Origin of the sequence: Mesorhizobium sp. M1252, assembly GCF_040318265.1 — a bacterium.
In the GTDB taxonomy this organism is placed as follows: Bacteria; Pseudomonadota; Alphaproteobacteria; order Rhizobiales; family Rhizobiaceae; genus Mesorhizobium.
The window spans coordinates 479,562-506,336 of record NZ_JAMYLX010000002.1; the positions used below are offsets into that span (position 1 = coordinate 479,562).

The following is a 26,775-nucleotide window of genomic DNA, read 5'->3' on the forward strand; positions in this document are numbered from 1 at the left end:
ATGTGTGCCGGCCTTTTGCACGAGGCAAACCGCCTGGGTGTTTGACCCAGGATTGACGAAGCGGATGGGTAGACCCGAGAGGCCGAGTGCGAGGGATGCCGACCATCAACGCGTCGCCGGAAACGCCTCTTCGTTGACCTGTGCTGAGCCGCGCCGCGTCAAACCGTTGCAATCGCCTTGGCGGAAACTCGTTTGTCATCTAACTGAAATAAACATCTGGCATCACCATTTCGAGCACCACAAATGCTTGCCGGCAAAGCTGTTTCGAAAGCCGGAATCTTTTGGATCGTCGATTGCCAACCGGCCGGCTGCGTCTATGCTGCACGCACCGGTACGGCCGAAGAGGGATCACCATGGCCAAGGCGGACAAGACTGCAACGATGAGCCGGCTGCATTCGGCGGCAAGGCTGGCAAGGACCGCGCTGGCGGCGCGGCTTCTGGCGCACGGCTTCTATGCCGGCCAGGACCAGATCATGCTGACGCTCGACCGCGAGGACGGCCAGACGCCCGGCAATCTCGCCGGCCGCCTCGGCGTGCGCCCACCGACCATCACCAAGACCATCAACCGGCTGCAGGCCCAGGGCTTTTTGGAAAAGCGCGCCTCTTCCGCGGATGCACGCCAGGCGCATATCTTTCTCACCGACACCGGCCGCGAGATCATCCACGCCATCGAGAAGTCGGTGAAGAAGACCGAAAAGCAGGCCTTGAAGGGCCTCGACAAGAAAGAACAGAAGACGCTGTTCAAGCTGCTCGCCCGCATCGAGGCCAATTTGTCGAACGAGGAGCTGGTGCTCGTCGACGACGACGCCGACATCGACGACTGACCGGCACGGCGGCCGCGTGTCTTGAGCTAGGCCGCCACCGAAGGGCCGCGCACCAGCGCCGACCAGCGGCCGGGCGTCAGGCCGAATGCTTTCTTGAAATGCCTGTTGAAATGACTCTGGTCGCTGAAGCCGGCGCCAACGGCAATCTCGGCCAGCGGCTCGCCCACCTCGATCATCCGTCTTGCCTTTTGCAGCCGGCGCATCAGCAGGAACCGATGCGGGCTGGTGGAATAGGTCGCGCGAAAATGGCGTGACAGCGCATAGCGGTCGAGCCCGGTGACGGCTTCCAGCTCATCGGAACGAACGGACCGCTCGGCATTCTCCTCGAGATAGCCGCGCGCCAGCGCTGCCGCACGCGAGGCCGACTTCCCCATCGGCTTTGCTTTCTGTCCCGCATGACGCCCCAGATGCTGCGCCAGCTCCGCAACGAAATCGGCGACGAACAGCTCGTCCAGTTCCTCATCGAGCGGCGACAGGGCCGAAAGCAGCGTGCCACGCAAGGCAGGATCGCTGACCACAGCATCCCTGACGAAAGGCAGCGGCGCGCCGTCGAGGCAGTCGAGCAGCAGTGAGGGTTCCAGATAGAGGATCCGGTAGCGCAGACCATCCTCGGTCCCGGCGCCGCCATCGTGCACTTCGTCGGGATGCAGCACGATAACCTGGCCGGGCAGGCTGTGGTTGACAGTGCCCCTGTAGTGGAAGCGCTGCACACCGGAAAGCGTCACGCCGACGGCAAGTGTATCATGACGGTGCAGGTCGAAGGCGTTGCCATGGAAATGCGCCTCGATGCGCTCGATGCCGGTGCTGCCTGGCGCCGAGACGATCCGGTCTTCATCCGCGCACGAACGTCCAAGACCCTGTGTCGCCTCACCTTCTAGATCGTGCGTCATCACCTATCCCTGCCCTTCATGGCGTGCTCCGGAGTCCTCATTTTGGTGTTCGATACGAAATTTGCAATCGTGCTGCGGGACGATCTCGCCGTCTGGCAAAAGCTCAACGTCACGGCCTTCCTGACCAGCGGCGTCGTCGCGCAATTCCCCGACATTATCGGCGAACCCTACCGCGACCGCGCCGGCAACCTTTACAATCCTCTGTCGATCCAGCCGGTCATCGTGCTTTCGGCCGATGGGCCGACGCTCAACTCCATCCACCGGAAGGCGCTGGAGCGGGGCGTGACGGCGTCAGCCTATGTCGAGGAGATGTTTGCCACCGGCTTCGATGCGGCCAACCGCGCCGTCTTCGCCGAGTTCGGCCCTGAGGACGCCAAGATCGTCGGCATCGCGCTGCGTGCCGACAAGAAACTCGTCGACAAGATCACCAAGGGCGCCCGCATGCACGCCTAATTCAGCAGGAAGCGTGTAACGGCGCTCATGAATTCAGTCGGCCGCTCGACGTTCAGCATATGGACGCCCGGAAGCAGTGTAAGCGTGGCGCCGGGGATGCTGGCTGCGATCGCCTCGCTGTGGCTTGCCAGCGTTACCTTGTCGTCTTCTCCACCGATCACCAGGGTGGGGGCGGTAATGAGGGAGACAGTCCGGCGCAGATCGCAATCGCGTACGGCGGCGAAGCATCCCGCGAGACCTTGGGGCGGCGTCGCCAGGACCATCGCGCGGAACGCGTCGACGGTTTCGTTTGGGCCGGCAAGCATCGAGGCGGGAAACCAGTTGTGCATGAACATGTCCGCGGCGGCCGACATGTTGCTCGCAGCAAGGACAGTACGGATCTGCTCGTCAAAGTAAGAAGCCGGCCCGAGATGTGGCGAGGTGTTGGAAAGGATGAGACGCTCGATGCGGTCCGGGGCATGGATACCCAGCCACTGCCCTACGAAGCCGCCCAGCGACAGCCCGCAGAAATGCACGCGGGCGATCTGAAGCGCATCCAGCAGCTCAAGGACGTCGCGGCCCAGCCGATCGAGCGAATAGGCTCCGGCCGGAGCATCGGAACTGCCGTGGCCGCGCAGATCATAGCGCAGCACCCGGAAAGATCCGGCAAATTCCGCAAGCTGCCGGTCCCACATATGCAGGTTCGTCGCAATGGAATTCGAGAGCACAAGCACAGGGCCGGCCCCCGCCAGCTGATAGGCGATCCGGCAGCCGTCGCCCGTCGTAAAATAAAGCGTGTCAGTCATCTGGTCCTCATCTCACCCTGGCGAAAGGAGTTCGATGCTCCCGCCGCCCTTTGAATGAGCCACCCTAGGCCTCGTAATTATCCAGGAAAATTACTATGATTGGACAATCTCAGTAGGTTTTGGCGATAATGAATGGTCTGAAACTCCACGACCTACGGTGCTTTGACGCCGTGGCAAGCGAGGGCAGCTTCCAGGCGGCCGCCCTTGCCTTGAACCGATCGCATCCATCCGTCTTCGCCGCTGTCGCACGCCTCGAGCAGTTGCTCGGGCTCACACTTCTCGACCGCAGCGGATATCGGGTGGGGCTGACGGAGGCGGGCCGCGAGTTTCACGCGCGAGCGCAGCTGACATTGCGCGAGCTCGACCATCTGCGAACCTATGCGGGCCAGTTGGCGAGTGGCGAGGAGACGGTCCTGCGTGTGGTCGTGGGTGATCTGTGCCCGCGACCGCAAATCCTGCCTATGCTCAGCGGCTTCTTTGCCGAACGCACCGGGACACGCCTGCACCTGGAGTACGAGGCGGTCGGCGGTCCGCTCGAACGGTTGATGGAAGGCGAGGCTGACCTCATCTTCCATCGCGCGGATCCTTCCGATCCGCATCTCGAGCGGATCCATCTCTGCGCGGTGCCCCTCGTGCCGGTGGTGGCGCCTGGGTTCCTTCCGTTCGCGCCTGGCCGCGAGATTGCGCCGGAGCAGATGCGGCCCTTCACCCAGTGCGTGATCCGCGACACGGCGCGGCGGCCGTCGCCGGAGAGCTATTTCCTCGTCGACGGTGCGCATCAGTGCTCGGTGCCGGATCATCTGATGAAGAAGGAACTGATCCTTCACGGATTGGCCTGGGGCCATCTGCCGGCATGGCTGATCGAGGACGAACTGCGGGATAGGAGGCTGATCTCGATCGCTGGTGCACATCTGCCCGGCCGGACGGAGACCCTGGCGGCGGTGCGCCGGCGCGACCGACCGCATGGACCCGTCGCCCAGGCGTTGTGGCTTCATCTCCAGGCGCAAGTGGCATCCGGCGAGGCGCTTTAGCCGGCATAGGATCGGCCCGCGCTGAGCCTGCGCGCGGCTCCTGTTGTGCCAGTCGCTTTTGGCTTGCCGGGCGCAGGCGATTGCCGCAAAGGTTAAGCGTTGATCCTCCCTGCCCGGCCTGACATTTGAACGTTCCCGCAAAATCAGACGAAAGCGCAACGCCGCCCGCGGCGATGCTGTTCATGCTTTCGACCTATGTCTTTTTCACCTTTCTCGACACCTCGAGCAAATATCTGGTCCTGGCCGGCGTCTCGGCGCTGATCGTCGCCTGGGCCCGCTTCACCGTCCATGTCCTGCTTGTCGGCGTCTTCCTGCGCGGCTGGCGCGAGCCGTCGCGCTTCCGCGCCAACAACCTGCCGGCCCACATCCTGCGCGGCGGTCTGCTGTTCGGCTCGACTATGTGCAACGTCATGGCGCTCAAGACCCTGCAACTGGCCGAGACCACCTCGATCTACTTCTTCGGGCCGATGGTGATCACCGCCCTTGCCGGACCGCTGCTTGGTGAATGGGCCGGCTGGCGGCGCTGGCTGGCAATCCTGTCGGGCTTTGTCGGCGTGCTCGTCATTACAAGGCCGGGCATCGGCGTGTTCGGCATCGGCCATCTTTTCGCGCTCGGCTCGATGCTGTCGAACAGTTTTTACGTCATCATGACGCGGCGGATGTCAGCCAGCGAAACCTCGGAAAGCCTGATCCTGTTTTCGGCGCTGGCGCCGGCCGTGCTGCTTCTGCCGATGCTGCCGTTCTCGCATGGGCTGCCGCAGGATGGCTGGCACTGGTTCATACTGGTGATGCTGGGCGTGTTCGGCGCCGGCGGCCACTGGCTGCTGGTGCAGGCCTACCGCCTGGCGACTACCACGGCGCTGGCGCCGTACCCCTATTCGCAGATGGTCTGGATGATCCTGTCCGGCTGGATCATCTTCCACCAGTTCCCCGACCGCTGGACGCTGGTGGGTGCTGCCATCATCGTCGCCAGCGGCCTTTACATCATCCATCGCGAGCACCGTTTGCGGCTGCGCAATCGCACGACCGTCGATGCCGAGGCGGAGGCGCTGGCGAAAAAACTTTGATTTGCTCCGAATCCGATGGCATAACGCCGCATTTAAAAAATTTTAAAAAAACTCGGGGAGCGAAGGGCTGGCACAAAAGATCAAGCTTTCGACGATCGCGGATGCGCTTGGCGTGTCCACGGCCACGGTCTCCCTCGCCTTGCGCGACAGCCCGCTGGTCGCCGGCGCCACGCGTGACCGCATCAAGGAACATGCGCGGGCCATCGGTTATATCTACAACCGCCGCGCCGCCTCACTGCGCACCTCGCGCTCGGGCATTGTCGGCGTCGTCGTGCATGACATCATGAACCCGTTCTTCGCCGAGATCCTGCGCTCGATCGAGAGCGAACTCGATCGCAGCCGGCAGACCTTCATCCTGTCCAATCACTACGACCAGCTGGAAAAGCAACGCACCTTCATCGACACGCTGCTGCAGCTCGGCGCCGACGGCGTCATCATGTCCCCGGCCATCGGCACTCCGGCCTCCGACATCGTCATGGCCGAGGAAAACGGCCTGCCGGCGGTGCTGATCGCACGCAGCGTGGAAGGCGCCGACGTGCCGGTGTTTCGCGGCGACGATGCCTATGGCACGGCACTTGCCACCAATCATCTGATCTCGCTCGGGCACAAGCGCATCGCCATGATCGGCGGCACCGACCAGACCTCGACCGGGCGCGACCGCTACCAGGGCTATCTCAACGCCATGGAGGCCGCCGGGCTTGAGGTCAGGCCGTCCTGGCGCATCGCCGGGCCGCGCACCAAGCAGGGCGGATTCGAGGCGGCTGGACAGTTTCTGGCGCTTAAAGACAAGCCAACCGCCGCTTGCTGCTGGAATGATCTGGTCGCCATCGGCCTGATTAACGGCATTGCCCGCGCCGGCCTGGTGCCGGGCGCCGACATCTCGGTGACCGGCTATGACGATCTCGAGGAGGCGGCAATCGCGACACCGGCGCTCACCACAGTCTGGAATGGCCAGCGAGAGGTCGGCCGCCGTGCCGCCAGCGCGCTGCTCGACAAGCTGAACGGACAGGCGGTACGGCCGTCACAGGAACTGATCAAGCCGGAACTGCATGTGCGCCAGTCGACCGGCAAGCCGGTGGAGCGTGCATGACCAAGACTGATGCGTTGCAGACCGTCGCCGTTCTGGTGCCGGGACATTTCAACGACCATGCGGTCGAGCGCATCGACCGCACCTTCAAGCGGGTCAAGATAGAGCGCGCCGATCCCGCCCTGGTCACCGAGGAGATGCGCCATGACGTGCGCGCCATTGCGTCCTTTGCCGGCGTCAATGCGGCATTGATGGATGCATTGCCCAACCTCGAACTCATCGCCTCCTTCGGCGTCGGCTATGATTCGGTCGATGCCGGCCATGCGGCCAAGAAAAACATCATGGTCACCAACACCCCCGATGTTTTGACCGAGGAGGTCGCCGACACCACGATCGGCCTTTTGCTCAACACCGTGCGTGAACTTTACAACGCCGAGAAATGGCTGCGCGACGGCAGTTGGGTGAAGAAGGGCAACTATCCCCTGAGCCGGCTGACCTTGCGCGGTCGGCATGTCGGCATTTTCGGCATGGGCCGCATCGGCCTTGCCATTGCGCGCCGGCTGGAAGCGTTCGGGCTGCCGGTGGCCTACCACAACAGGCGCAAGGTCGAAGGTCTGGCTTATGAATACCACCCGACGCTGAAGGGCCTTGCCGAAGCGGTCGATACGCTGATTTCCGTAGTGCCGGGCGGCGCTTCCACGGAGAAGGCGGTCAATGCCGAAATCCTGGCGGCGCTTGGCGCCAACGGCGTTTTCGTCAACATCGGCCGTGGCAGCACGGTCGACGAGGCAGACCTCGCCGCAGCGCTTGCCAACGGCACCATCGCCGCGGCCGGGCTCGATGTTTTCGCCGATGAACCGAATGTGCCCAAGGCTTTGCTGGAGGCGCCCAACACCTCGCTTTTGCCCCATGTCGGTTCGGCCTCGCACCACACGCGCCGCGCCATGGCGGATCTGTGCGTCGACAATCTGGTATCCTGGTTCAGCGAGCGCCGGCCACTGACCCCGGTGCCGGAGACGGCGCAAGTCAAGCCACGAAGCTGAGCGGCTGTCTGCCACACTCGTTAACGTCGGCTTAACGCTTTGGAATCATTCTGCATCTGCGCCGGGGGGCGCGGAGTGCAAGATGACGAAACTTCCGGCATTGATTGCGGCAGCGGCACTTTTCGCCGGCTTTCAGCTGTTTCACGGCGGCAGCAGTGAAAGTTCGGCCAATGAAGCAAGGCCGGCAACCACCTTCAGGCTGGTCGCCAATGGCGACGAAGGCGACTGCGCGGTTAGCCGCGGCGCCGCGATTGACGATGGCCTGTCGCTGTTGACCGTGGCGCCGAACTGCCGCGGGTTGCTGCCGGGGATCGAGCGGGCAAAATTCTGGCGAGAGGGCGAGGACGGCACGATCGCGTTCAGCGCCGACGGCACCGACCCGATCGTCACCTTCTCGGTTGCGGATGGCGACGGCTACGAATCCTACGCTCCGGCCACGCCGCTGCTTTCGCTGGCGACAACCGGCGAACGGGATCAATCCGCCGGCAATTGATCGTCGGGATTTATTCCGCCGCCGCCCGCGCGCCGGCCTTCGCCGCCGCATGCAGCCGCACCGCATCGCCGAAGGCGCGGAAGATCTTGGCCGAGTTGTTGTCCGACTTGACCCAGTATTCGGGGTGCCATTGCACGCCGACGGCGAAGGCGCGGGCGTCCTTCACCGAAACTGCCTCCACCGTGCCGTCGCCGGCAACCGCCTCGACCTGCAGCTTCGAGCCGAGCCGGTCGATGCCTTGGCGGTGCAGCGAGTTGACCTTGATGTCGCCGGCGCCAAACACGCCGGCCAGGCAGCTGCCCGGCTTGATCGAAATGGTCTGGTGAATGGCGAAGCGTTCGTCCTGGTTGTCGCTCACCGGCGCGCGATGGTCGAGCGAGCCTTCGCGCTCCTGGATCTCGGTGCCAAGCGTGCCGCCCAGCGCAACGTTCAACTCCTGGATGCCGCGGCAGATGGCAAGCAGCGGCACGCCGCGCTCGATCGCCTTGCGGATTAGCGGCAGCGTGGTGGAATCGCGCGCCGGGTCGTAGGGGCCGTTGGCTTCGCTGGCGTCGCCGCCATAGAGCGATGGATGCACGTTGGACTTCGAGCCAGTGACCATGACACCGTCGACCGAAGACAACAGCTCGTCGAAGTCGAGCCGGTCACCGAATGACGGCACCAAAAGCGGGAACACGCCGGCGCCGGAAAGTGCTGCCTCGATATATTGCTGCGGGACGGCATGCCAGGTGTAGTTGTCGAACTGACGGACGTCGGTTGATATGGCGACGAGCGGCTGGTGCATTTTGGGTCCGGATTCCATTTGGCGCGAAGCGAATAGCTATTGTGCCTGCAAAATAGGCGATCCGAAGGCGCTTTTCCATGGCAAGTTTCGCCATCTCGCATGGGCCACGCGGCGAACGTTAGACTATAGTTGCAGGCTGGCCGGCCGGCCCGCGGATTTGTCGCCAGCGCCGCCGTCAAATCCCGCCACCATGCTGGACTCGACCTTTTGCCCGTGTATTGTTTCGGGCAAATCGATACCGGACGTGAGGAGATGTCCCTGATATCGGTTGTTGGTCCAATAGGGAGGAACTGCATGGATCGTCGTTCATTCATCCGCAAGGCCGGGGTCACCGGCGTGGGCGCAGCGGCGGCTGCCGCTACGCTAGCCGCACCGGCAATCGCCCAGTCCAATCCGAAAGTGACGTGGCGGTTGGCGTCATCCTTTCCCAAGTCACTCGATACGATCTATGGCGGCGCCGAAGTCTTCTCCAAGATGCTGTCTGAGGCGACGGACGGCAATTTCCAGGTCCAGGTCTTCGCCTCCGGCGAACTCGTGCCCGGCCTGCAGGCCGCCGACGCCACCACTGCCGGCACCGTCGAGGCCTGCCACACGGTGTCATACTATTATTGGGGCAAGGACCCGACATGGGCGCTCGGTGCGGCGGTGCCGTTCTCGCTCAACGCGCGCGGCATGAACGCCTGGCACTATCATGGCGGCGGCATCGACCTGTTCAACGAGTTTCTTGCCACGCAGGGTCTTTTCGGCCTGCCCGGCGGCAACACCGGCGTGCAGATGGGCGGCTGGTTCCGCAAGGAGATCAACACCGTCGCCGACCTGTCCGGCCTCAAGATGCGCATCGGCGGCTTTGCCGGCAAAGTGGTGCAGAAGCTCGGCGTCGTGCCGCAGCAGATCGCCGGTGGCGACATCTATCCGGCGCTGGAAAAAGGCACGATCGACGCCGCCGAATGGGTCGGCCCCTATGACGACGAGAAGCTCGGCTTCTACAAGGTCGCGCCCTACTACTATTATCCCGGCTGGTGGGAAGGCGGCCCGACCGTCCATCTCTTGTTCAACAAGGCCAAGTACGAGGAGCTGTCGCCCGCCTACAAGTCGCTTGTGCACACCGCCGCGCAGGCGGCGGACGCCAACATGCTGCAGAAATACGATTTTCTCAATCCTGCGGCGGTGAAGCGGCTGGTGGCCGGCGGCGCGAAATTGCGCCCGTTCAGCCAGGACATCATGGCCGCCTGTTTCGAGAAGGCCAATGAGGTCTACACCGAAATGGAAGCCACCAACGCACCGTTCAAGAAGATCTGGGACTCGATCAAGGGCTTCCGCAAGGAGCACTATCTGTGGGCGCAGGTGGCCGAGTACAATTACGACACCTTCATGATGGTCCAGCAGCGCAACGGCAAACTGTAGGCTGGGATCTGTCCCTTCTCCCCGTCACTATACGGGGAGAAGGTCCCGGCAGGTGGATGAGGGGCGGCGCAAACTTCGGCGATCGATCGCCTTGGGCTTGGTAGCCGCCCCGAAATTATAGCTTATTTTTCCGAGCGTTGACGCTACCCCTCACCTGCCTGCCGGCATCCTGTCCCCGTATAGTGACGGGGAGAGGGGCGCGGTCATCGCCGTTTCGCCAATCGCCAACGCCGCAGGATTGAGGCTGCCCTTCATTCCATGCCCGGCACCACCAACACCTTGACCTCGCCGGGCGCTGCCGGATTGGCGATCACCGAGGCGGCTTCCTCCAGGCCGACCTGCCTTGAGATGAGCTTGTCGATCTCGATTGCGCCGGACGCGACAAGGTCCGCCGCCCGCCTGTGGGTGAAGGGGTTGATGAACGAGCCGAGAACCTTCAGTTCGCGAAACAGGATGTCGAACGGTTCGAAGGGCACTTTCACGCCTTGCGGCATCACGCCGACGATCACCACCGAGCCGCCGGACTTCGCCAGCCGCATCGATTGTTCGACGGTATCGGGGACACCGGCGCATTCGAGCACCACGTCGGCCCCGCCGGGCACAAGGCCGGTTGGGCCGGCGATCGCCTCGATCGGGTCGACCGCGTTTGGGTCGACCGTCGCCGTTGCACCGAGCTCTTCGGCGAGCGCACGGCGGGAGGCCTGCCGCGTCGACAGGATGATGGTCGCCGCTCCTGCGAGCCTCGCCAATTGCACGGTAAGCAGGCCGATGACGCCGCCACCAAGCACCACCACGGCAGCGCCGGGTCTGATTCCGGCGAGGTCGACAGCGTGCAGGCAGCAGGCCAGCGGCTCGCAGAAGGCGCCATGCGTTGGCTTGAGGTTCGCAGGCAGAAGAAAGGCCTGGCTCTGCGGCATCACGACGTAGTCGGCGAAGCCGCCGTCGCGATGGATGCCGATGGCCCTGAGATTGCTGCACAGATTGACGCGGCCGGCTCGGCAATGACTGCAGCGTCCGCAGAAGATGTTGGGATCGCCGGTAACACGGTCACCGATGGCGATGCCGGAAACCGCATCGCCGACAGCCTCCACGATGCCGCAGAATTCGTGACCAAGCGTCACCGGCGGGCTCGAAGGGAATTCGCCGTGGAGGAGGTGACGGTCGGTGCCGCAAACGCCGCAGGCTTCGACGCGCACCAGAACGTCCTGCGGTCCCGCAACAGGCTTGTCGACCTCCCGTAGCGCAATGCTGCCCACGGCTTCCAGGCGCACGGCTCTCATGACATCCTCACTCAGGTTCTCAGTGTTCACACATCAGTTGAAGTTCGGCGGCTGCGACAGGTCGGTCGCCGGCGCCGCCGGCTTGGCGGGCGGCGTCTCGCCGAAATTCGGCGGCTGCGAGAGATCGTTCGACGGTGGCGCCGCGGGTGATGGGCCACCGTTGGCTGGTGGTGGTGTGCCGAGAGGCGCAAGGCCTGGCATATCAGGCAAGTTGATCTCGATCGTTCCCGGATCGACGGCCGCACCCTTGTAGCGCATGACCATTTGCGGGAAGGCGATGGTCAGCCCGATCATGATCACCTGGATGCAGACGAAGGGCACGGCGCCCCAATAGATCTGGCCGGTGGTCACCGGCGCGATCTGCTTGCCGGTGAGGCGATCGAGATAGGGCACGCGCGCGGCGACAGAGCGCAGGTAGAACAGCGCAAAGCCGAAAGGCGGGTGCATGAAGCTTGTCTGCATGTTGACGCCGAGCAGCACGCCGAACCAGATCAGGTCGATGCCGAGCTTATCGGCAGCCGGCGCCAAGAGCGGTACGATGATGAAGGCGAGCTCGAAGAAGTCGAGGAAGAAGGCGAGCACGAAGACCAGGATGTTGACGCCGATCAGGAAGCCGACTTCGCCGCCCGGCAGCGACGTCAACAAATGCTCGACCCAGACGTGGCCGTTGACGCCGTAGAAGGTCAGCGAGAACACCCGCGCGCCGATCAGGATGAACAGCACGAAGGAGGAAAGCCTGGTGGTCGACGCGAGCGCCTGTTTGATGACATCCAGCGACAACCGCCCCTTCATTGCCGCCATCGCCAGGGCGCCAACCGCGCCCATGGCGCCGCCCTCCGTCGGGGTGGCGATGCCGAGGAAGATGGTGCCCAGCACCAGGAAGATCAGCGCCAGAGGCGGGATCAAAACGATGATCACCTGCTGCGCCAACCTGGACATCATGTTGATGTTCAGGCCCTTGTCGGCGATCGCCACGATATAGATCAGGATCACCCCGATGCTGGCGCCAAGGATATCGGCATTGTCGCCATGCGCCGGCGCAAGGTAGCGATAGGCCGCATAGGAAGCCGCGACTGCCACCAGCAGTGCCGCGAGCAGCGACAGCACGCCGTGGCCAAGCGTGCGGGCCGCCAGCGGCAACGCCGGCATCGAGTTCGGCCGGACGATCGACATGATCAGGATGTAGAGCGTGTAAAGGCCGGTCAGCACCAGGCCGGGGATCAGCGCGCCGGCATACATGTCGCCGACCGAACGGCCGAGCTGGTCGGCCAGAACGATCAGCACCAGCGACGGCGGGATGATCTGGGCGAGTGTGCCGGATGCCGCGATGACGCCCGACGCCAGTCGTCGGTCATAGCCGTAGCGCAGCATGATCGGCAGCGAGATCAGGCCCATGGCGATGACCGAAGCCGCGACCACGCCCGTGGTCGCGGCAAGCAGCGCGCCGACGAAAATCACCGCATAGGCAAGGCCGCCGCGAACCGGGCCGAACAGCTGGCCGATCGTGTCGAGCAGGTCCTCGGCCATGCCCGATCGTTCCAGCACGATGCCCATGAAGGTGAAGAACGGGATTGCCAAGAGCGTGTCGTTCGACATCACCCGGCTGCCGTAGAAATTGTCGGGCAGCGCATGCAGCAGCGGCCACGCCAGGTTGATCGAGCCGCCCGAATAGGGCGACAGCACGACACCGATGAAGAAGAACATCAGGCCGTTTGCGGCGAGTGAAAAAGCGACGGGATAGCCGATCAGCAGGAAGATGATCAGCGAAGCGAACATGATCGGCGCCATGTTCTGGGCGATGAACTCGATCATGGGCGCGCCTCCTGGGCGAGCGCCTTGGCCTCTTCAGCAAGGGCTTTAGCCTCGAGCTCGGCCTGTTCGTGCACCGAGATGAACGGATTGGGATCGTCCATGTCGCCGCGCATGATGGCGATCTTCTTGATGATCTCGGAGATGCCTTGCAGCGCCAGCAGGAAGAAGCCGACGAGCAGGATTGCCTTGGCCGGCCAGATGATCAGGCCGCCGGAATTGTTCGACATTTCGCCGCTGCGGAACGACAGCGACACGTAGGGGACAAAATAGATCACCATCAGCGTCACGAACGGCATCAGGAAGAAGACATGACCGAGCAGGTCGATCCAGTGCTGCACGCGGCGCGACCACATGCCGTAGACGATGTCGATGCGGATATGGTCGTTCTGTTTCAGCGTGTAGGCGGCGGCCAGCATGAAGGCGGCGCCGAACAGGTACCACTGCAGTTCCAGCCAGGCATTCGACGAGACGTCGAAGACCTTGCGGATGATGGCATTGGCGGCGCTGACCAGGATTGCCAGCAGGATCAGCCACGATATCCACCGGCCGATGAACTCGTTCATACGGTCGATCGTTCTGGATAGAGCGAGCAGCCCTGCCATGCATTTCCTCCCTGAGGTCGAAGGCGCGCCGGCTCCCCTATTTTCCGTCGCGCCGCTGTGGCCCAACGGTATGCCGTGCGTGGTTCGGCGGGTCAACATGGCATGGGCGCGATCAACGCCGTCGTGACGGGAGGCAGGGGATAAGTGCCGACCGGCTGCTGCGTCATGCAACCAAAGTCTGACAGCGGATGCGGCGATCAGGCGATCTTCTGCTGGTCGCGGCCGGGACCGATCAGCACAAGTGCCGCGACCAGGAACAGATACATCCAGCCATCGCGCCATTCGATCGGGAAATAGCCGGCCCATAGCGACTCCGTCATGCCGAAGGCGGCCGCACCGAGCGCGGCCCGAGGCGGAGAGAGATAGCCGCCCACCGCCGTCACGAACAGGATTTTCAGCCCGTAGACGAGGCCGGAGCCGAAGCTGACATTGCCGTAGTAAAGGGCGGCCATGATTCCGGCCAGCGCGGCGCAGAAACCGCCGAACAGCACCGCATGCCGGAACACTGCGCGCACGTCCACGCCGCACATGGCAGCCGCTTTGGGGTCGTCGGAGACGGCGCGCCAACGGCGACCGAAGCCCGAGCGGGCAAACGCCCATGCAGCGAGCATGATGGCCGCCAGAACCACCGCGCAATCGATGAGCTGGATCAGCGTCAGCGTCGCCTGGAAGCCGGCATCCTGAGCGAAGACAATGGGTTGCGCCAGCATCGGCGGCAGCCACCAATCATGCGTGTCGGCGGCGATACGGCTTGCTTCCGACAGCACCAGCAGGATGCCGAGCGTCGTCACCACAATGGCATTGGGCGTGCGGTCGGCCAGCGGTTCGAAGACGCTGCGCGACAGCACGTGGCCGATCAGCGCGGCATAAAGGAAAGCCGTGACGACGCCGAGCACCACTGCCGCCAGCAAGGTCAGCCACAATACCTGATAGCCGAAGGCCACGGTCAGGATCATCGTCTGGCCGCAAAAGGCGAACAGCGCGCCATAGGCGAGATTGGTCCGGTGCAGGATGCCGTTGGTCAGCACGTAGCCGAAGGCAAGCAGCGCATAGAGCGCGCCGGAATGCAGCCCGTTCAGCACCTGCTGGAAGAAATAGAGCATAGACAGCTTTCCGGGCGCCGGAGCCCGCGCCAAGGTTTGCATCGTAGAATCTAACTTGTCAAATGCGTTTTATGGGTTAGATTTCTGATATGACAGTATCTTGGACCCCACATCGCTTCACCGGCGGCATTCTTGCGCTCGATACGGCCAACACCGTGGTGTTGCGCAACGATCCGGAAAAGACCTTCGACCGTTTTGACGATCCGGCCGAGATCGCGCGCTTCGCCGATGCCGCAAGCGGCTTTCGCGGTGCCGAGCTTGGCGGCAGACCGCTGGAGGCGACCTCGCCGGACAGGATCGCCCCGGTGGTGCTGGCGATCCGCGAGACGACCGACTGCCTGTTTCGCGGCGCGGTGTCGAAAGGTGCGCTTGCCGCCGGCGACCTCGCCGCTTTTCTCAAGGCCTGCGCCAACGGCCTCGACCGGAGCCTGGCCGAAATCGGCGCACCGGGTAGACCGTTCGGCGACCCATCGACGCCGATCGCGTTCGAGGCGGCGCTGGCGGTTTCGGCCTTGTCGCTGCTGCGCGACGACACGGTCGCCAGGCTCAGGATCTGTCCCAATTGCAGCTGGCTGTTCGTCGACAGGAGCCGCAATTCCAGCCGCCTTTGGTGCGATATGGCTGTGTGCGGCAACCGCCAGAAAGCAAGCCGTCACTATCGCCGCCGCCGCACGGCGCCCCATGAGGTCAACAATGCCTAGGGTTGTTTTTCGTTCGATCCTTGTCGGTGCTGCGCTCATTGCAGCCGTTGCGCTTGGCGCCTGCCGCGACACCGGCGGCGACGGCAAGCTGTTCGAGGTTTCCGGCAAGGTCGTCGTCTTCAATTACCGCCTCGCCCGGGCGACCTATGTCGTGACGCTGCGGCCCCTGCAGCCGATGGGCGAAGGCCAGGTTGCGGTCGCCAGCTTCCAGAATCCGGCTGGCGGTCCTCCCCTGGTGATCGAGCAGAAGGTCTGGCCGAAGCTCGACAAGGTCAGCCTGGAAAGCCCGGCGCTGACCTGTATCGTCAAGGACAAGCCCTATGCGATTTCGATCAGCATCAGGGGTCCTGACGGCACGTTCCTGCAGAAGATCGACACGACGCTGATGTCGAGCGAGGACCAGTCGATCCTTCCCGACCGGCCGCTGGTGGTCGACCAGCTCTATACGGCCAATCCCGATCTTGCCGGCCATCCCGACGGCAAGCTGCCGGGTGAGCCGAAGCCGGATTGCTCGAAAGGCTGACGCGTCTTAGCCCGGCGCGATTGCGTGGAAATTTTTGGTCGCCGGACAACCGCCGCGGACCGATTTCGTGCCGGATACGCGACGGCAGCGGATCGTTCGTTGCGCTTTGCCTGGCACTTTCGATTTCGTTTGACCTGCCTTGCAAGCGGAGAAAGACTGCGCCATCTCACTCCTACGTTGGCTGCGCGCCCCCGGTGCTGTCTCCGCAGAGGAAATGCCTGATGACGCTGCACGACGTCGCGCTCGACGACAAGTTCGATCTTGGTAAGGAGCGCATCTTCCTGTCCGGTGCACAGGCGGTCATCCGCATGCTTTTGATGCAACGCGAGCGCGACCGCCGGGCCGGCCTCAACACGGCCGGCTTCGTGTCCGGTTATCGCGGCTCGCCGCTCGGCGGCCTCGATATGCAGCTGTGGCGGGCGAAAAAGCAGCTGGCGCAGGCCGACATCGTTTTCCAGCCCGGCCTCAACGAGGAGCTTGCCGCCACCGCCTGCTGGGGCTCTCAGCAGACGGAATTGCTGGGCGAAGGCAAGCATGACGGGGTATTTTCGGTCTGGTACGGCAAGGGTCCGGGCGTCGACCGCTCCGGCGACGTTTTCCGCCACGCCAACCTCGCGGGATCGTCGAAGTATGGCGGCGTGCTTGCGCTGATGGGCGACGACCATATGGCCGAATCATCGACCAATGCGCACGCCACCGAATTCCTGTTCGTCGACACCATGGTGCCGATCCTCAACCCGGCCGGCGTTCAGGAGATCATCGACTACGGCCTCTACGGCTTTGCCATGTCGCGCTTCGCCGGCACCTGGGCGGCTATCAAATGCGTCAAGGACAACATCGAATCCACGGCCTCCGTCGATGCCGCGCTCGAGCGCCTGAACATCGTCGTGCCGGAGTTCGATATGCCGCCCGGCGGCCTCAACATCCGCGATGAGATCGACATGCTCGGCCAGGAGGAGCGGCTGCATGAATACAAGCGCGCCGCTGCATCCGCCTTCATCCATGCCAACGGCCTGAACCGCATCGTCTATTCGGGCGGCCGCGCGCCGAAGCTCGGTATCATCACGCTCGGCAAGAGCTATCTCGATGTCCGCCAGGCGCTGGAAGACATCGGCATCGACGAGGCCGCCGCCGGCCGCATCGGCATCCGCCTGTTCAAGGTCGGTTGCCCATGGCCGCTCGACCTGCAGCATATCGCCGAATTCGCCCGCGGCCTCGACACCATCGTCGTCGTCGAGGAGAAGCGCTCGCTGATCGAGGTGCAACTGCGCGAAAACCTCTACGGCACCGCCACTCAGCCGATGATCGTCGGCAAGAAGGACGAGCGCGGCGACTGGCTGTTCCCGGCCAAGGGCGCGCTCGACCCCAACGAGATCGCCATTGCGCTGGGCGAGCGCATCCTGCGCACAATCGGCCCTTCGGAAGAGATCACTGCCAAGGTGGCAAAGCTGCGCCAGTTCCAGGCGATGCTTGCCGACACCAGCGATATCGGTTCGCGCACGCCGTTCTTCTGCTCCGGCTGCCCGCACAATTCCTCGACCAAGGTGCCGGTCGGCTCGATCGCCGCCGCCGGTATCGGCTGCCATTTCATGGCGCTGTGGATGGACCGCAACACGGTCGGCTTCACCGCCATGGGCGGCGAGGGCGCACAATGGGTCGGCCAGGCGCCATTCTCCAAGCGCGGCCACATTTTCCAGAATCTCGGCGACGGGACCTACAATCACTCCGGCACGCTGGCGATCCGCTTCGCGCTGTCGACCGATGCCAACATCACCTACAAGATCCTCTACAACGACGCCGTCGCCATGACCGGCGGCCAGCCGCATGAGGGCGGCCTGACTGTCGACATGATCGCCAGGCAGGTGCGCGCCGAAGGCGTCGAGCGCATCGCCATCGTCACCGACGAGCCGGACAAATATGCGGGGAAGGCCGAATTCCCCTCCGGCGCCACCATCCACCACCGCGACGACCTCGACCTCGTCCAGCGCGAGCTGCGCGACGTCAAGGGCGTCTCGGTGCTGCTCTACGACCAGACCTGCGCCGCCGAAAAGCGCCGCCGCCGCAAGCGCGGCACCTTCCCGGATCCCGACAAGCGGGTCTTCATCAACGAACTGGTCTGCGAGGGCTGCGGCGATTGCGGGGTGCAATCGAACTGCGTCTCGATCCAGCCGGTCGAAACCGAGTTCGGCCGCAAGCGCAGAATAGACCAGTCGAGCTGCAACAAGGACTTCTCCTGCGTCAACGGCTTCTGCCCGTCCTTCGTCACCGTGCACGGCGCCAAGATCAGGAAGGCCGAAGGCATTGCCGGGCGCTCCGACCCGCTTGACGGCGTGCCGGTGCCAGCCGAATTCCCGCTCGGTAGCGAGGGTTGGGCGGCGATCATCGACGGCGTCGGCGGCACCGGCGTCGTCACCATAGGTGCTGTGCTCGGTATGGCCGCCCATCTCGAGGACAAGGGCTGCGGCATGATCGACATGGCCGGCCTCGCCCAGAAGGGCGGTTCGGTGTTCACCCATGTCCGCATCGCCCGCACGCCGGACGACATCCACGCGATCCGCGTTTCGGCCGGCAAGGCCGACCTGGTACTCGGCTGCGACCTCGTCGTCTCGGGCGCCAAGAAGGTGCTTGGCGCGGTGCGCGAAGGCCATACCATCTTCCTTGCCAACACTGCCGAGATCATGCCTGGCGAATTCGCCCGCTCGGCCGATTTCTCGCTGCCCATCGAGCGCCTGAAGAAGGCGATCCGCGCTGCCGCTGGCGGCGACAAGACGCATTTCTTCGACGCCACGCGCACCGCCACCCAATTGTTCGGCAATTCGCTCGGCGCCAACATGTTCATGCTCGGCTTCGCTTTCCAGCATGGCGGGCTGCCGCTGTCCGCGCAAGCCGTTGAAAGAGCGATTGAATTGAATGGCGAGGCGGTGGCGATGAACATCGCCGCCTTCCGCTGGGGCCGGCGCGCCGCGCATCAGCCGGAGTTTGTGCGCGGCCTCATCGCGCAACCGAGCAAGGCCACTGAGATCGCCGAGACGCTGGACGATATCATCGCCCGCCGCGTCGCTTTCCTCTCTGCCTATCAGAATGCCGCCTATGGCAGGCGCTATGTCGAGCGGCTGGCGGTCCTGCGTGCCGCCGAGGCAAAGGCCGTGCCCGGCTCGACCGCGGTGACCGAGGCAGCCGCCAAAAATCTGTTCAAGCTGATGGCGATCAAGGACGAATACGAGGTGGCGCGGCTCTACACTGACGGCTCCTTCGCTATGGAGCTGTCAAAACAGTTCCAGAGCTACGAAAAGCTCGAATTTCATCTGGCGCCGCCGATCATGGGCAGGCGCGGCAATGACGGCAAGCCGAGGAAATCGAGCTTCGGCCCGTGGATGATGAAGGGATTTCGCCTGCTGGCCGCGCTGAAAGGCCTGCGCGGCACGGCCTTCGACGTGTTCGGCTACAGCACTGAGCGGCGCATGGAGCGGCAGCTTCTGGCCCGCTATGAGGCCGATCTGGAGCTTGTCGCCAAGGCACTTGCGCCAGGCAGGATCGAGGCCGCCATCGCCCTTGCCTCAGTGCCGGCGCTCATTCGCGGCTACGGCCATGTCAGGCAAGCCAGCGCCGAAAAGGCCGAGGGCGAGCGCACAAGGCTTGTCGAGCGGCTGGCCAACACGCCGGCGCGGCCTGAACTTCAGGCCGCCGAGTGATCGATACGCCTTGTTTACCTGAACAAGAATTTTCGCGGTTTACGCCGGTGGAGCCGACTTGACGCCAAGCGTCGAAACGGCATCTCTAAACCTTTCTTAAGGCGAATGTGACATGACTGCGGTTCGTGCGACACCGCAGGCCATGCAAGAAAACAAAGCCGCAGAGATAGGTGAGGACGTCTATGCTGGGTTCGTGCGATCGTTGTTCAACGATCCCGGGATCCTGCTGATTGGCGCATTTTGCCATGGCCTCATCGGCATTCTGGTTTATTTTACCTCGGGGCATCCGGCCTATCTTGCATTGGCCGCGCTTATGCTTGGGGCGGGGCTTTACCGTTACTACGGCATCCGCAAAGGCCTGCGCATAGGCAGTTTCGAAACTTATGAACAAGCCAAGAAGTGGGAACGCTACTACCTGGTTGGCGGCACCATCCAGGCTTTCTTCATGGGGCTTTTCTGCTTCACCTCAATCTATCTCATTCCCGATGTCTTCGGGGAAAGTGCCGCCATCGCCGTCATAATGGGCTCGACGGTGACCATTGTCGGCCGCAATTACGGCTCCAAGACCATGGTTGCGGTGCAGGCCTTCACGGTCGTGCTGCCGATCGCGGTCGGGCTGATGCTCAAGGGACATCTCGGCGATTTCATCCTCGGCCTCTACATAGTGCCGTTCATCTTCATCATCACCCGGATGGCCAGCCACGTCCGCACCGTGCTGTTCAACGCCATTTCGGAGCGCAAGACGGCCGCCAGGCTCGCCGAGCGCTTCAACCGCGCGCTCAACACCATGTCGCATGGCCTGGTCATGCTCGGCCCCGACGGCAAGGTCGTGGTCGGCAATGCCGAAGCCGCGCATCTGATGTCGCTGCGCTCTCCCGACCAACTGCTCGGGCGGTCGATCCATTCGCTGCTCCTGCGCGGCGTCGCCGGCGGCATGCTGGCGCCGAAAGACTGTCGTTATGTCGAAGCGCAGCTGACGCGCGCCTTGCGCGAGGGCCGCGACCGCAAGGTGCTGGTCTCCTTCTCCAATGGCCAGCACTACGAGTTCTCGGCCCGCGAAGGCAATCAGGACCTCGGTGTCATCACCTTCGAGGACGTCACCGCCCGTGTCGAGGCTGAGGAAAAAATCCGCTTCATGGCGCGCTATGACAGCCTTACCGGCCTGCCGAACCGCGCGTATTTCCATGAGCTGGTCGGCGAGGCCATGGCGTCGGGCAGCCGCGACCGCCTGTGTGCCCTGGCGGTGCTCGATCTCGACGATTTCAAGAGCGTCAACGACACCCTCGGCCATCCGGTCGGCGACGGACTTATCTATGCCGTTGCCGAGCGGCTGGCGGCCGTCGCCGGGCAAGGCGTCAATGTCAGCCGTTTCGGCGGCGACGAGTTCATGATCTTCTTCGACCGCGTCGAGGATGAAAGCCATCTGACGGGCCTGCTCGACCAGATCTTTGCCGATCTGCAGGGCGAGGTCGACGTCGCAGGCCACGGTCTGCGCATCCAGGCAAGCGCGGGCGCCGTGCTGTCCAGGGTCGACGACACCGATGTCGACGCCATGATCGTCAAGGCCGATCTGGCGCTCTACAAGGCCAAGGAACTCGGCAAGAACAACTGGCGGCTGTTCGAGGCAGCGATGGATGCGGCGTTCCGCAACCGCCAGCTGATGAAGGCCGACCTGCGCACGGCGGTCGAAGGCAAGGCGCTGCGGGTGGTCTATCAGCCGATCGTGGCGATGAACACCATGCGCATTGCCAGCTGCGAGGCCCTGTGCCGCTGGGATCATCCCGATCTCGGGCCGGTTTCGCCCAGCATCTTCATTCCGCTGGCCGAAGAAATGGGCATCATCTCCGAGATCAGCACCTTCGTGCTCGCGGCTGCCTGCGCCGAATGCGCCAAATGGCCGGGCCAGACCAGCGTCTCGGTCAACCTTTCGGCCAAGGATTTCCGCAACCGCGACGTTGTCCAGAAGGTTCGCGACGCGCTTGCCACTTCGGGGCTCGCCGCCGGCCGCCTCGAGATCGAAGTCACCGAAACCGCGCTGCTCGACGACAAATCGCTAACGCGCCAGTATATCGAGGAACTGAAGCAGCTTGGCGTGCGCATTGCGCTCGACGATTTCGGCACCGGCTATTCAAGCCTGAGCTACCTCCACAAGCTGCCGCTCGACAAGATCAAGATCGACCGTTCGTTCCTGATGGACGTGACCCAGAACAAGCGTTCGCTCGACTTGTTGAAGGGCATCGTCGACCTGACCCGCGTGCTCGGGCTGACCGTCACCATCGAAGGTGTGGAAACCTTCGAACAGCTGAAGATCCTGGTGCATTCGGTCAAGCCGGACCTCGTCCAGGGCTTCCTGTTTGGCGCAGCACTCAGTGCCTCGGGCATAGAGACCATGTCCAACGTGACCTGGCCTTTCGCCGCCGAGCTGCGGCCGGCGGCAAAACTCGCCACGCCCTGACCCGTCATTAAATTGCGCTTGAAAAGCCCGTCTAAAAAGCGTTGTATTGTCTAGACGTTAACTGATTGTTAAGGTTAATGATCGGTAAACACAGACGATTAGAGTTTCATCTTCTTGTTCCTTCGGTCGTCCGGTATTGTTCTCCTGCGGCGGTACGAGGGGAAGTAATGGACACGCATCAGTCAGGTGTGCTTTCGGGTGCGGCAGTCAAATCTGGCCCGCCTTCCCTGTTCGCCCGCAACGTCCTCGACGTCCTCGAGCGTGTCGAATACCGGCGCTGCGAAAGCGGCGAGGATCTCGAAGCGGTCTACCGGCTGCGCTACAAGGCCTTTCATACACACGGCCTGCTTGACACCATTACCGAACAGAAGCTCGTCGATCACCTTGACGAAGTGCGCAATTGCTACTGTTTCGGCGTCTTCATGGATGGCGAGCTGGTCAGCACCGTCAGGCTCCACCATTTGACCCGTGAGACCCCCGAAGCGCCGATCATGACCGTTTTCGGCGACCGGCTGCTGCTGCGGCTGGCGCGCGGTGAAACCTTCATCGACCCGAGCCGGTTGGCGATCGATCCGCAAATGTCGTCGGCCAACCGCGCCCTGCCCTATGTCACGCTGCGGCTCGCGGTTATCGCCAACACCTTCTTCAACGCCACCAGCTGCATTTCGATGATCCGCGAGGAGCACACGGCCTTCTACCATCGCATCTTCGGATCGGTGCAGGTCGGCGAGCCGCGCCTCTACCCGCCCTTCACCATGCCGATCTTCTTCTATGAATCGATCTGCGAGCAGAACATGGCCCCGACGCTGGAGCGCTTTCCCTTCTTCCAGTCGACGGCGCTGGAGCGGCGTATGCTGTTTGCCAAGGCGCCGGCCGGCGAGCTCGCGCCGCTGACCATCCTGCCCACCGCTAAATATTTTCGCGAAGCAGCGTAATGTCGGCAAAGCCGGCGCACTTTAGCGCCCGGTGCGAGGAGCTTTCCGGCCGCTTCGGCGTTCTGGACGTCACGACCCCGATGCGGCCATAGAAAGGAACCGACATGCATATTCCCGAGCTAGCACTGACCCCGCTGATCTCGCTGATTGCCGGCGTGCTGATCCTGGTGATGCCGCGGCTGCTCAACTACATCGTCGCGCTCTATCTGATCGTCATTGGGCTGCTCGGGCTGTTTCCGCATCTAGCCGGTTGAAACGCAAAACGCTCAACGTTCGACGTTAGGCCGGCGACAAGCCCTACTGCCGGCTTTCAACATTCCTTTGAGGCTGTTGTCACTGGTCGTGCGGCAATAGCGCCATTGCTCTTGGCCCGGCTTTTCGCTATGTGCCTCAAAGATGTCTTCGAAGGGGTATTCCTATGGCTGATCACACGCCGACCGGTCCTGTCGAACTGGGCGCGAAGATGGACTATGCCGAACATGACCGCACCTATCATGGCTTTCTGGCGCTGGCCAAATACGGCTCGCTGTTCTGCGGCGCCCTGCTCCTGGCCATGGCTTTCGGCTTCTTCGCAGGCGGCTTCTTCTCCGCGACCATCCTGTTCGTGCTGATCCTCGCCCTCGGCGCCTTCATTCTCCGATAGTCTCTTCAGACCCTTGCCAAGGGCGTAGCCGGACATCCGGCCGCACTCTTTCGCAAAGCCGCACTCTTGCGCAAACAGGTTCCAGCCGAAAGGATCATGCGGTGGGACAGACGGTTTTCATCCCTCGCGAGCTCGATGCCAGCGAGCCTCGTGTCGCGGCCTCGCCCGATACCGTGAAGCGGCTGGCGGCGCTGGGCTTCGACGTCACCGTCGAGACGGGCGCCGGCACCAGGTCGCGCATTCCCGATGAGGAGTTCGCCAAGGCGGGCGCCGCGATCGGCAAGGCTTCGGATGCGAGCCGGGCGGATGTGGTGCTGAAGGTGCGCCGGCCGACCAACGCCGAGCTGAAGGGCTACAAATCGGGTGCGGCGGTCATCGCCATCATGGATCCCTACGGCAATGATGCCGCGGTCGCGGCGCTTGCCGAGGCTGGGGTCACCGCCTTCTCGATGGAATTCATGCCGCGCATCACCCGCGCCCAGTCGATGGACGTGCTGTCGTCGCAGGCCAATCTCGCCGGCTACCAGGCCGTGATCGACGGCGCATCGGAGTATGACCGCGCGCTGCCGATGATGATGACGGCGGCCGGCACCGTGCCGGCAGCGAAGATCTTCATTATGGGCGTCGGCGTTGCCGGCCTGCAGGCGATCGCCACGGCGCGCCGTCTCGGCGCCGTCGTCACCGCCACCGACGTTCGTCCCGCCGCCAAGGAACAGGTGGCGTCGCTCGGCGCAAAGTTCCTCGCCGTCGAGGACGAGGAGTTCAAGGCGGCCGAGACCGCCGGCGGCTACGCCAAGGAAATGTCGAAGGAGTACCAGGCCAAGCAGGCAGCGCTCACCGCTGAGCACATCGCCAAGCAGGACATCGTCATCACCACGGCGCTGATCCCCGGCCGTCCGGCGCCGAAGCTGGTGTCGGCGGCGATGGTCGCCTCGATGAAGCCGGGCTCGGTGATCGTCGACCTCGCCGTCGAGCGCGGCGGCAATGTCGAAGGCGCAGTTGCAGGCCAGGTGGTGACCACGGCCAATGGCGTGAAAATCGTCGGCCACCTCAACGTGCCCGGCCGCGTCGCCGCATCGGCCTCGCTGCTCTACGCCAGGAACCTGTTCGCCTTCCTCGAGACGCTGGTCGACAAGACCAGCAAGACGCTCGCCATCAACCGCGAAGACGATCTGGTCAAGGCGACGATGCTGACCGACGCTGGCCGCGTGGTGCATCCGGCCTTCGCCAAGGCGGCGGAACAGCCCCATGTCGAACCGGCGGCCATTCCGGCGGAGACCATGGTGGCTGATGCCACGCCGAAGAAGGCTGCACCGAAAAAGGTGTCCGACAAAGCCACTGCCGGCAAGTCCGCCGCCAAGCCGAAGGGGATCGCGTGATGGATCAGACCTTGCAGAAAGCCCTCGATCAGCTCGACCAGGCAAGTGCCGCCGTCCGGCTGGCTGTGCAGAACCTGGCCAACGCGCCCGGTGGCGCCGATGCGGCGGGCGATGCCGCGCACGCACTGTCCGGCGGCGCCATCGATCCCTTCGTCTTCCGCTTCGCCATCTTCGTACTTGCGATCTTCGTCGGATACTACGTCGTCTGGTCGGTGACGCCGGCGCTGCACACGCCGCTGATGGCGGTCACCAACGCCATCTCCTCGGTCATCGTCGTCGGCGCGCTGCTGGCCGTCGGCATCTCGGCCTCCGGCATTGCCACCGGCTTCGGCTTCGTCGCGCTGATGCTGGTCTCGGTCAACATCTTTGGCGGCTTCCTGGTCACCCAGCGCATGCTGGCCATGTACAAGAAGAAGGACCGGTAGAGCGCCATGAACGCCAACTTCGCGTCCTTCCTCTACCTGGTCTCCGGCGTCCTGTTCATCATGGCGCTGCGCGGCCTGTCGCATCCGACCACCAGCCGCCAAGGCAATCTCTACGGCATGATCGGCATGGGCATTGCCATCGCCACCACGCTGGCGCTGGCGACTCCGTCCGCCGGGCGCTTCGGCCTGATCGTGCTTGGTCTAGCCATCGGCGGCGGCGTCGGCGCCGTTACAGCGCGCCGCATCGCCATGACGTCGATGCCGCAGCTGGTCGCCGCCTTCCACTCGCTGGTCGGCCTTGCCGCCGTCATGGTCGCGGCAGCCGCCATCTACGCGCCGGAAAGTTTCGGCATCGGCACGAATGGCGACATCCACGCCCAGGCGCTGATCGAGATGAGCCTTGGCGTTGCCATCGGCGCCATCACTTTCACCGGCTCCGTCATCGCCTTCCTCAAGCTCGATGGCCGCATGTCGGGCAAGCCGATCATGATCGGCGGCCGTCACATCATCAACGCGGTCCTCGGCATCGCGCTGATCGTGCTGATCGTGCTTCTGGTCACCACCGAGGCCAAGCTGGTGTTCTGGCTGATCGTCGCGGCGTCGCTGGCGCTCGGCGTCCTCTTGATCATCCCGATCGGCGGCGCCGACATGCCGGTCGTCGTCTCGATGCTGAATTCCTATTCCGGCTGGGCGGCGGCCGCACTCGGCTTCACGCTTGGCAATCTGGCGCTGATCATCACCGGCGCTCTGGTCGGCTCGTCCGGCGCCATCCTGTCCTACATCATGTGCAAGGGCATGAACCGGTCGTTCATCTCGGTCATCCTCGGCGGCTTCGGCGGCGAGACCGCGGCGGTTGCCGATGACGGCATCGAACGCACGGTCAAGCAGGGCTCGGCCGACGACGCCGCCTATCTGATGATGAACGCACAGAAGGTCATCATCGTGCCGGGCTACGGCATGGCGGTCGCCCAGGCCCAGCACGCGCTGCGCGAAATGGCCGATAAGCTCAAGGCCAATGGCGTCGACGTCAAATACGCCATCCACCCCGTGGCAGGCCGCATGCCGGGCCACATGAACGTGCTGCTCGCCGAAGCCAATGTTCCCTATGACGAAGTGTTCGAACTGGAAGATATCAACTCCGAGTTCGCGCAGGCCGATGTCGCCTATGTCATCGGCGCCAATGACGTCACCAATCCGTCCGCGCGCGACGACAAGTCGTCGCCGATCTACGGTATGCCGATCCTCGACGTCGACAAGGCCCGCACCTGCCTGTTCGTCAAGCGCTCGCTCGGCTCGGGCTACGCCGGCATCGACAACACGCTGTTCTACAAGGACGGCACCATGATGCTGCTCGGCGACGCCAAGAAGATGACCGAGGAAATCGTCAAGGCCATGGATCACTGACCCCGCCGCAACCTTCCACT

The 26,775-nt window shown here is 63.6% G+C and carries 25 protein-coding genes; 18 read left to right on the top strand and 7 right to left on the bottom strand.

Translation table 11 applies throughout. The annotated features are described in order from the left end of the window. The first annotated feature begins 353 nt into the window (after nt 1–353). Complete coding sequence (locus NKH22_RS05760) at nt 354–824, top strand: MarR family winged helix-turn-helix transcriptional regulator (protein ID WP_023694717.1); 471 nt, start codon at nt 354–356, stop codon at nt 822–824. 26 nt (nt 825–850) lie between these two features. Here NKH22_RS05760 and NKH22_RS05765 read toward each other — a convergent pair whose 3' ends face one another. Then, nucleotides 851–1,714, bottom strand: a complete 864-nt coding sequence (locus NKH22_RS05765; protein WP_352909134.1) for an AraC family transcriptional regulator — start codon at nt 1,712–1,714, stop codon at nt 851–853. Nucleotides 1,715–1,759: 45 nt separating this feature from the next. Here NKH22_RS05765 and NKH22_RS05770 point away from each other — a divergent pair, with 45 nt between their 5' ends. Continuing rightward, on the top strand, nt 1,760–2,167 hold the full coding sequence (locus NKH22_RS05770; protein WP_023694715.1) for a DUF2000 family protein: 408 nt from the start codon (nt 1,760–1,762) through the stop codon (nt 2,165–2,167). Here the strand turns inward: NKH22_RS05770 and NKH22_RS05775 are convergent. Beyond that, nucleotides 2,164–2,952, bottom strand: a complete 789-nt coding sequence (locus NKH22_RS05775) for an alpha/beta fold hydrolase (RefSeq protein ID WP_023689240.1) — start codon at nt 2,950–2,952, stop codon at nt 2,164–2,166. The genes NKH22_RS05770 and NKH22_RS05775 overlap by 4 nt on opposite strands. A gap of 128 nt (nt 2,953–3,080) precedes the next feature. Here NKH22_RS05775 and NKH22_RS05780 point away from each other — a divergent pair, with 128 nt between their 5' ends. The 5 genes from NKH22_RS05780 to NKH22_RS05800 all read left to right on the top strand — a co-directional run bounded on the left by NKH22_RS05780 (nt 3,081) and on the right by NKH22_RS05800 (nt 7,613). Next, nucleotides 3,081–3,983 (top strand): LysR family transcriptional regulator, encoded by a 903-nt coding sequence (locus NKH22_RS05780; protein ID WP_023694713.1) that lies wholly within the window; start codon nt 3,081–3,083, stop codon nt 3,981–3,983. 182 nt (nt 3,984–4,165) lie between these two features. Further along, a complete protein-coding gene (locus tag NKH22_RS05785; RefSeq protein ID WP_032886143.1) occupies nt 4,166–5,050 on the top strand; it encodes a DMT family transporter in 885 nt (294 codons plus the stop codon). A 67-nt stretch (nt 5,051–5,117) separates the two neighbouring features. Continuing rightward, nucleotides 5,118–6,140, top strand: coding sequence for a LacI family DNA-binding transcriptional regulator (locus NKH22_RS05790; protein ID WP_352909205.1), 1,023 nt, complete (start codon nt 5,118–5,120; stop codon nt 6,138–6,140). Then, the gene (locus NKH22_RS05795; RefSeq protein ID WP_023671354.1) at nt 6,137–7,120 is read left to right on the top strand and encodes a 2-hydroxyacid dehydrogenase; all 984 of its coding nucleotides are present in this window, start codon (nt 6,137–6,139) and stop codon (nt 7,118–7,120) included. The genes NKH22_RS05790 and NKH22_RS05795 overlap by 4 nt, the downstream gene beginning before the upstream one ends. An 82-nt stretch (nt 7,121–7,202) precedes the next feature. Further along, nucleotides 7,203–7,613, top strand: coding sequence for a hypothetical protein (locus NKH22_RS05800; protein WP_023683514.1), 411 nt, complete (start codon nt 7,203–7,205; stop codon nt 7,611–7,613). Nucleotides 7,614–7,623: 10 nt separating this feature from the next. Here NKH22_RS05800 and NKH22_RS05805 read toward each other — a convergent pair whose 3' ends face one another. After that, complete coding sequence (locus NKH22_RS05805) at nt 7,624–8,397, bottom strand: gamma-glutamyl-gamma-aminobutyrate hydrolase family protein (RefSeq protein ID WP_023671352.1); 774 nt, start codon at nt 8,395–8,397, stop codon at nt 7,624–7,626. Between the two features lie 294 nt (nt 8,398–8,691). Here NKH22_RS05805 and NKH22_RS05810 point away from each other — a divergent pair, with 294 nt between their 5' ends. Continuing rightward, entirely contained in the window at nt 8,692–9,801 is a 1,110-nt protein-coding gene (locus NKH22_RS05810; protein ID WP_023671351.1) for a TRAP transporter substrate-binding protein, read from the top strand. A 251-nt stretch (nt 9,802–10,052) separates the two neighbouring features. Here NKH22_RS05810 and NKH22_RS05815 read toward each other — a convergent pair whose 3' ends face one another. From NKH22_RS05815 to NKH22_RS05830, 4 genes are all read right to left on the bottom strand, one after another. After that, nucleotides 10,053–11,081 (bottom strand): zinc-dependent alcohol dehydrogenase family protein, encoded by a 1,029-nt coding sequence (locus NKH22_RS05815; protein WP_023683515.1) that lies wholly within the window; start codon nt 11,079–11,081, stop codon nt 10,053–10,055. Between the two features lie 33 nt (nt 11,082–11,114). After that, a complete protein-coding gene (locus tag NKH22_RS05820; RefSeq protein WP_023683516.1) occupies nt 11,115–12,893 on the bottom strand; it encodes a TRAP transporter large permease in 1,779 nt (592 codons plus the stop codon). Further along, nucleotides 12,890–13,495, bottom strand: coding sequence for a TRAP transporter small permease subunit (locus NKH22_RS05825; protein WP_023683517.1), 606 nt, complete (start codon nt 13,493–13,495; stop codon nt 12,890–12,892). Before NKH22_RS05825 ends, NKH22_RS05820 begins: the two co-directional genes overlap by 4 nt. A gap of 197 nt (nt 13,496–13,692) precedes the next feature. After that, nucleotides 13,693–14,598: a branched-chain amino acid ABC transporter permease gene (locus NKH22_RS05830; protein WP_023683518.1), complete on the bottom strand. Its 906-nt coding sequence runs from the start codon at nt 14,596–14,598 to the stop codon at nt 13,693–13,695. An 89-nt stretch (nt 14,599–14,687) separates the two neighbouring features. On the opposite strand from NKH22_RS05830, the gene NKH22_RS05835 reads away from it, so the two are divergent. The 10 genes from NKH22_RS05835 to NKH22_RS05880 all read left to right on the top strand — a co-directional run bounded on the left by NKH22_RS05835 (nt 14,688) and on the right by NKH22_RS05880 (nt 26,755). Further along, a complete protein-coding gene (locus tag NKH22_RS05835) occupies nt 14,688–15,299 on the top strand; it encodes a CGNR zinc finger domain-containing protein (RefSeq protein ID WP_023683519.1) in 612 nt (203 codons plus the stop codon). Beyond that, nucleotides 15,292–15,822, top strand: a complete 531-nt coding sequence (locus tag NKH22_RS05840; protein WP_023671345.1) for a hypothetical protein — start codon at nt 15,292–15,294, stop codon at nt 15,820–15,822. The genes NKH22_RS05835 and NKH22_RS05840 overlap by 8 nt, the downstream gene beginning before the upstream one ends. Before the next feature lie 221 nt (nt 15,823–16,043). Next, nucleotides 16,044–19,514: an indolepyruvate ferredoxin oxidoreductase family protein gene (locus NKH22_RS05845; protein WP_023732630.1), complete on the top strand. Its 3,471-nt coding sequence runs from the start codon at nt 16,044–16,046 to the stop codon at nt 19,512–19,514. A gap of 112 nt (nt 19,515–19,626) precedes the next feature. Beyond that, nucleotides 19,627–21,969 (top strand): putative bifunctional diguanylate cyclase/phosphodiesterase, encoded by a 2,343-nt coding sequence (locus NKH22_RS05850; protein WP_502896363.1) that lies wholly within the window; start codon nt 19,627–19,629, stop codon nt 21,967–21,969. A 167-nt stretch (nt 21,970–22,136) separates the two neighbouring features. Continuing rightward, entirely contained in the window at nt 22,137–22,904 is a 768-nt protein-coding gene (locus tag NKH22_RS05855; protein WP_023671342.1) for an N-acyl amino acid synthase FeeM domain-containing protein, read from the top strand. Nucleotides 22,905–23,008: 104 nt separating this feature from the next. Then, on the top strand, nt 23,009–23,158 hold the full coding sequence (locus NKH22_RS05860) for a DUF3096 domain-containing protein (RefSeq protein ID WP_023671341.1): 150 nt from the start codon (nt 23,009–23,011) through the stop codon (nt 23,156–23,158). 164 nt (nt 23,159–23,322) lie between these two features. Next, complete coding sequence (locus NKH22_RS05865) at nt 23,323–23,547, top strand: aa3-type cytochrome c oxidase subunit IV (protein WP_023671340.1); 225 nt, start codon at nt 23,323–23,325, stop codon at nt 23,545–23,547. A gap of 101 nt (nt 23,548–23,648) precedes the next feature. After that, nucleotides 23,649–24,926, top strand: a complete 1,278-nt coding sequence (locus tag NKH22_RS05870; protein WP_352909137.1) for a Re/Si-specific NAD(P)(+) transhydrogenase subunit alpha — start codon at nt 23,649–23,651, stop codon at nt 24,924–24,926. Next, the gene (locus NKH22_RS05875; protein ID WP_032885960.1) at nt 24,926–25,351 is read left to right on the top strand and encodes a proton-translocating transhydrogenase family protein; all 426 of its coding nucleotides are present in this window, start codon (nt 24,926–24,928) and stop codon (nt 25,349–25,351) included. The genes NKH22_RS05870 and NKH22_RS05875 overlap by 1 nt, the downstream gene beginning before the upstream one ends. A gap of 6 nt (nt 25,352–25,357) precedes the next feature. Next, nucleotides 25,358–26,755 carry an NAD(P)(+) transhydrogenase (Re/Si-specific) subunit beta gene (locus NKH22_RS05880; protein ID WP_023671337.1) on the top strand — a complete coding sequence of 466 codons (1,398 nt, stop codon included), beginning with the start codon at nt 25,358–25,360 and terminating at the stop codon, nt 26,753–26,755. The last annotated feature ends 20 nt before the right edge of the window (nt 26,756–26,775 follow it).

Excerpts from the sequence above, each read along its gene's own strand:
- NKH22_RS05760 (WP_023694717.1), top strand. The coding sequence starts at position 354 with ATGGCCAAGGCGGACAAGACTGCAACGATGAGCCGGCTGCATTCGGCG.
- NKH22_RS05765 (WP_352909134.1), bottom strand. The coding sequence starts at position 1,714 with ATGACGCACGATCTAGAAGGTGAGGCGACACAGGGTCTTGGACGTTCG.
- NKH22_RS05775 (WP_023689240.1), bottom strand. The coding sequence starts at position 2,952 with ATGACTGACACGCTTTATTTTACGACGGGCGACGGCTGCCGGATCGCC.
- NKH22_RS05780 (WP_023694713.1), top strand. The coding sequence starts at position 3,081 with ATGAATGGTCTGAAACTCCACGACCTACGGTGCTTTGACGCCGTGGCA.
- NKH22_RS05785 (WP_032886143.1), top strand. The coding sequence starts at position 4,166 with ATGCTTTCGACCTATGTCTTTTTCACCTTTCTCGACACCTCGAGCAAA.
- NKH22_RS05795 (WP_023671354.1), top strand. The coding sequence starts at position 6,137 with ATGACCAAGACTGATGCGTTGCAGACCGTCGCCGTTCTGGTGCCGGGA.
- NKH22_RS05800 (WP_023683514.1), top strand. The coding sequence starts at position 7,203 with ATGACGAAACTTCCGGCATTGATTGCGGCAGCGGCACTTTTCGCCGGC.
- NKH22_RS05805 (WP_023671352.1), bottom strand. The coding sequence starts at position 8,397 with ATGCACCAGCCGCTCGTCGCCATATCAACCGACGTCCGTCAGTTCGAC.
- NKH22_RS05810 (WP_023671351.1), top strand. The coding sequence starts at position 8,692 with ATGGATCGTCGTTCATTCATCCGCAAGGCCGGGGTCACCGGCGTGGGC.
- NKH22_RS05815 (WP_023683515.1), bottom strand. The coding sequence starts at position 11,081 with ATGAGAGCCGTGCGCCTGGAAGCCGTGGGCAGCATTGCGCTACGGGAG.
- NKH22_RS05820 (WP_023683516.1), bottom strand. The coding sequence starts at position 12,893 with ATGATCGAGTTCATCGCCCAGAACATGGCGCCGATCATGTTCGCTTCG.
- NKH22_RS05825 (WP_023683517.1), bottom strand. The coding sequence starts at position 13,495 with ATGGCAGGGCTGCTCGCTCTATCCAGAACGATCGACCGTATGAACGAG.
- NKH22_RS05830 (WP_023683518.1), bottom strand. The coding sequence starts at position 14,598 with ATGCTCTATTTCTTCCAGCAGGTGCTGAACGGGCTGCATTCCGGCGCG.
- NKH22_RS05835 (WP_023683519.1), top strand. The coding sequence starts at position 14,688 with ATGACAGTATCTTGGACCCCACATCGCTTCACCGGCGGCATTCTTGCG.
- NKH22_RS05840 (WP_023671345.1), top strand. The coding sequence starts at position 15,292 with ATGCCTAGGGTTGTTTTTCGTTCGATCCTTGTCGGTGCTGCGCTCATT.
- NKH22_RS05845 (WP_023732630.1), top strand. The coding sequence starts at position 16,044 with ATGACGCTGCACGACGTCGCGCTCGACGACAAGTTCGATCTTGGTAAG.
- NKH22_RS05850 (WP_502896363.1), top strand. The coding sequence starts at position 19,627 with ATGACTGCGGTTCGTGCGACACCGCAGGCCATGCAAGAAAACAAAGCC.
- NKH22_RS05855 (WP_023671342.1), top strand. The coding sequence starts at position 22,137 with ATGGACACGCATCAGTCAGGTGTGCTTTCGGGTGCGGCAGTCAAATCT.
- NKH22_RS05860 (WP_023671341.1), top strand. The coding sequence starts at position 23,009 with ATGCATATTCCCGAGCTAGCACTGACCCCGCTGATCTCGCTGATTGCC.
- NKH22_RS05865 (WP_023671340.1), top strand. The coding sequence starts at position 23,323 with ATGGCTGATCACACGCCGACCGGTCCTGTCGAACTGGGCGCGAAGATG.
- NKH22_RS05875 (WP_032885960.1), top strand. The coding sequence starts at position 24,926 with ATGGATCAGACCTTGCAGAAAGCCCTCGATCAGCTCGACCAGGCAAGT.
- NKH22_RS05880 (WP_023671337.1), top strand. The coding sequence starts at position 25,358 with ATGAACGCCAACTTCGCGTCCTTCCTCTACCTGGTCTCCGGCGTCCTG.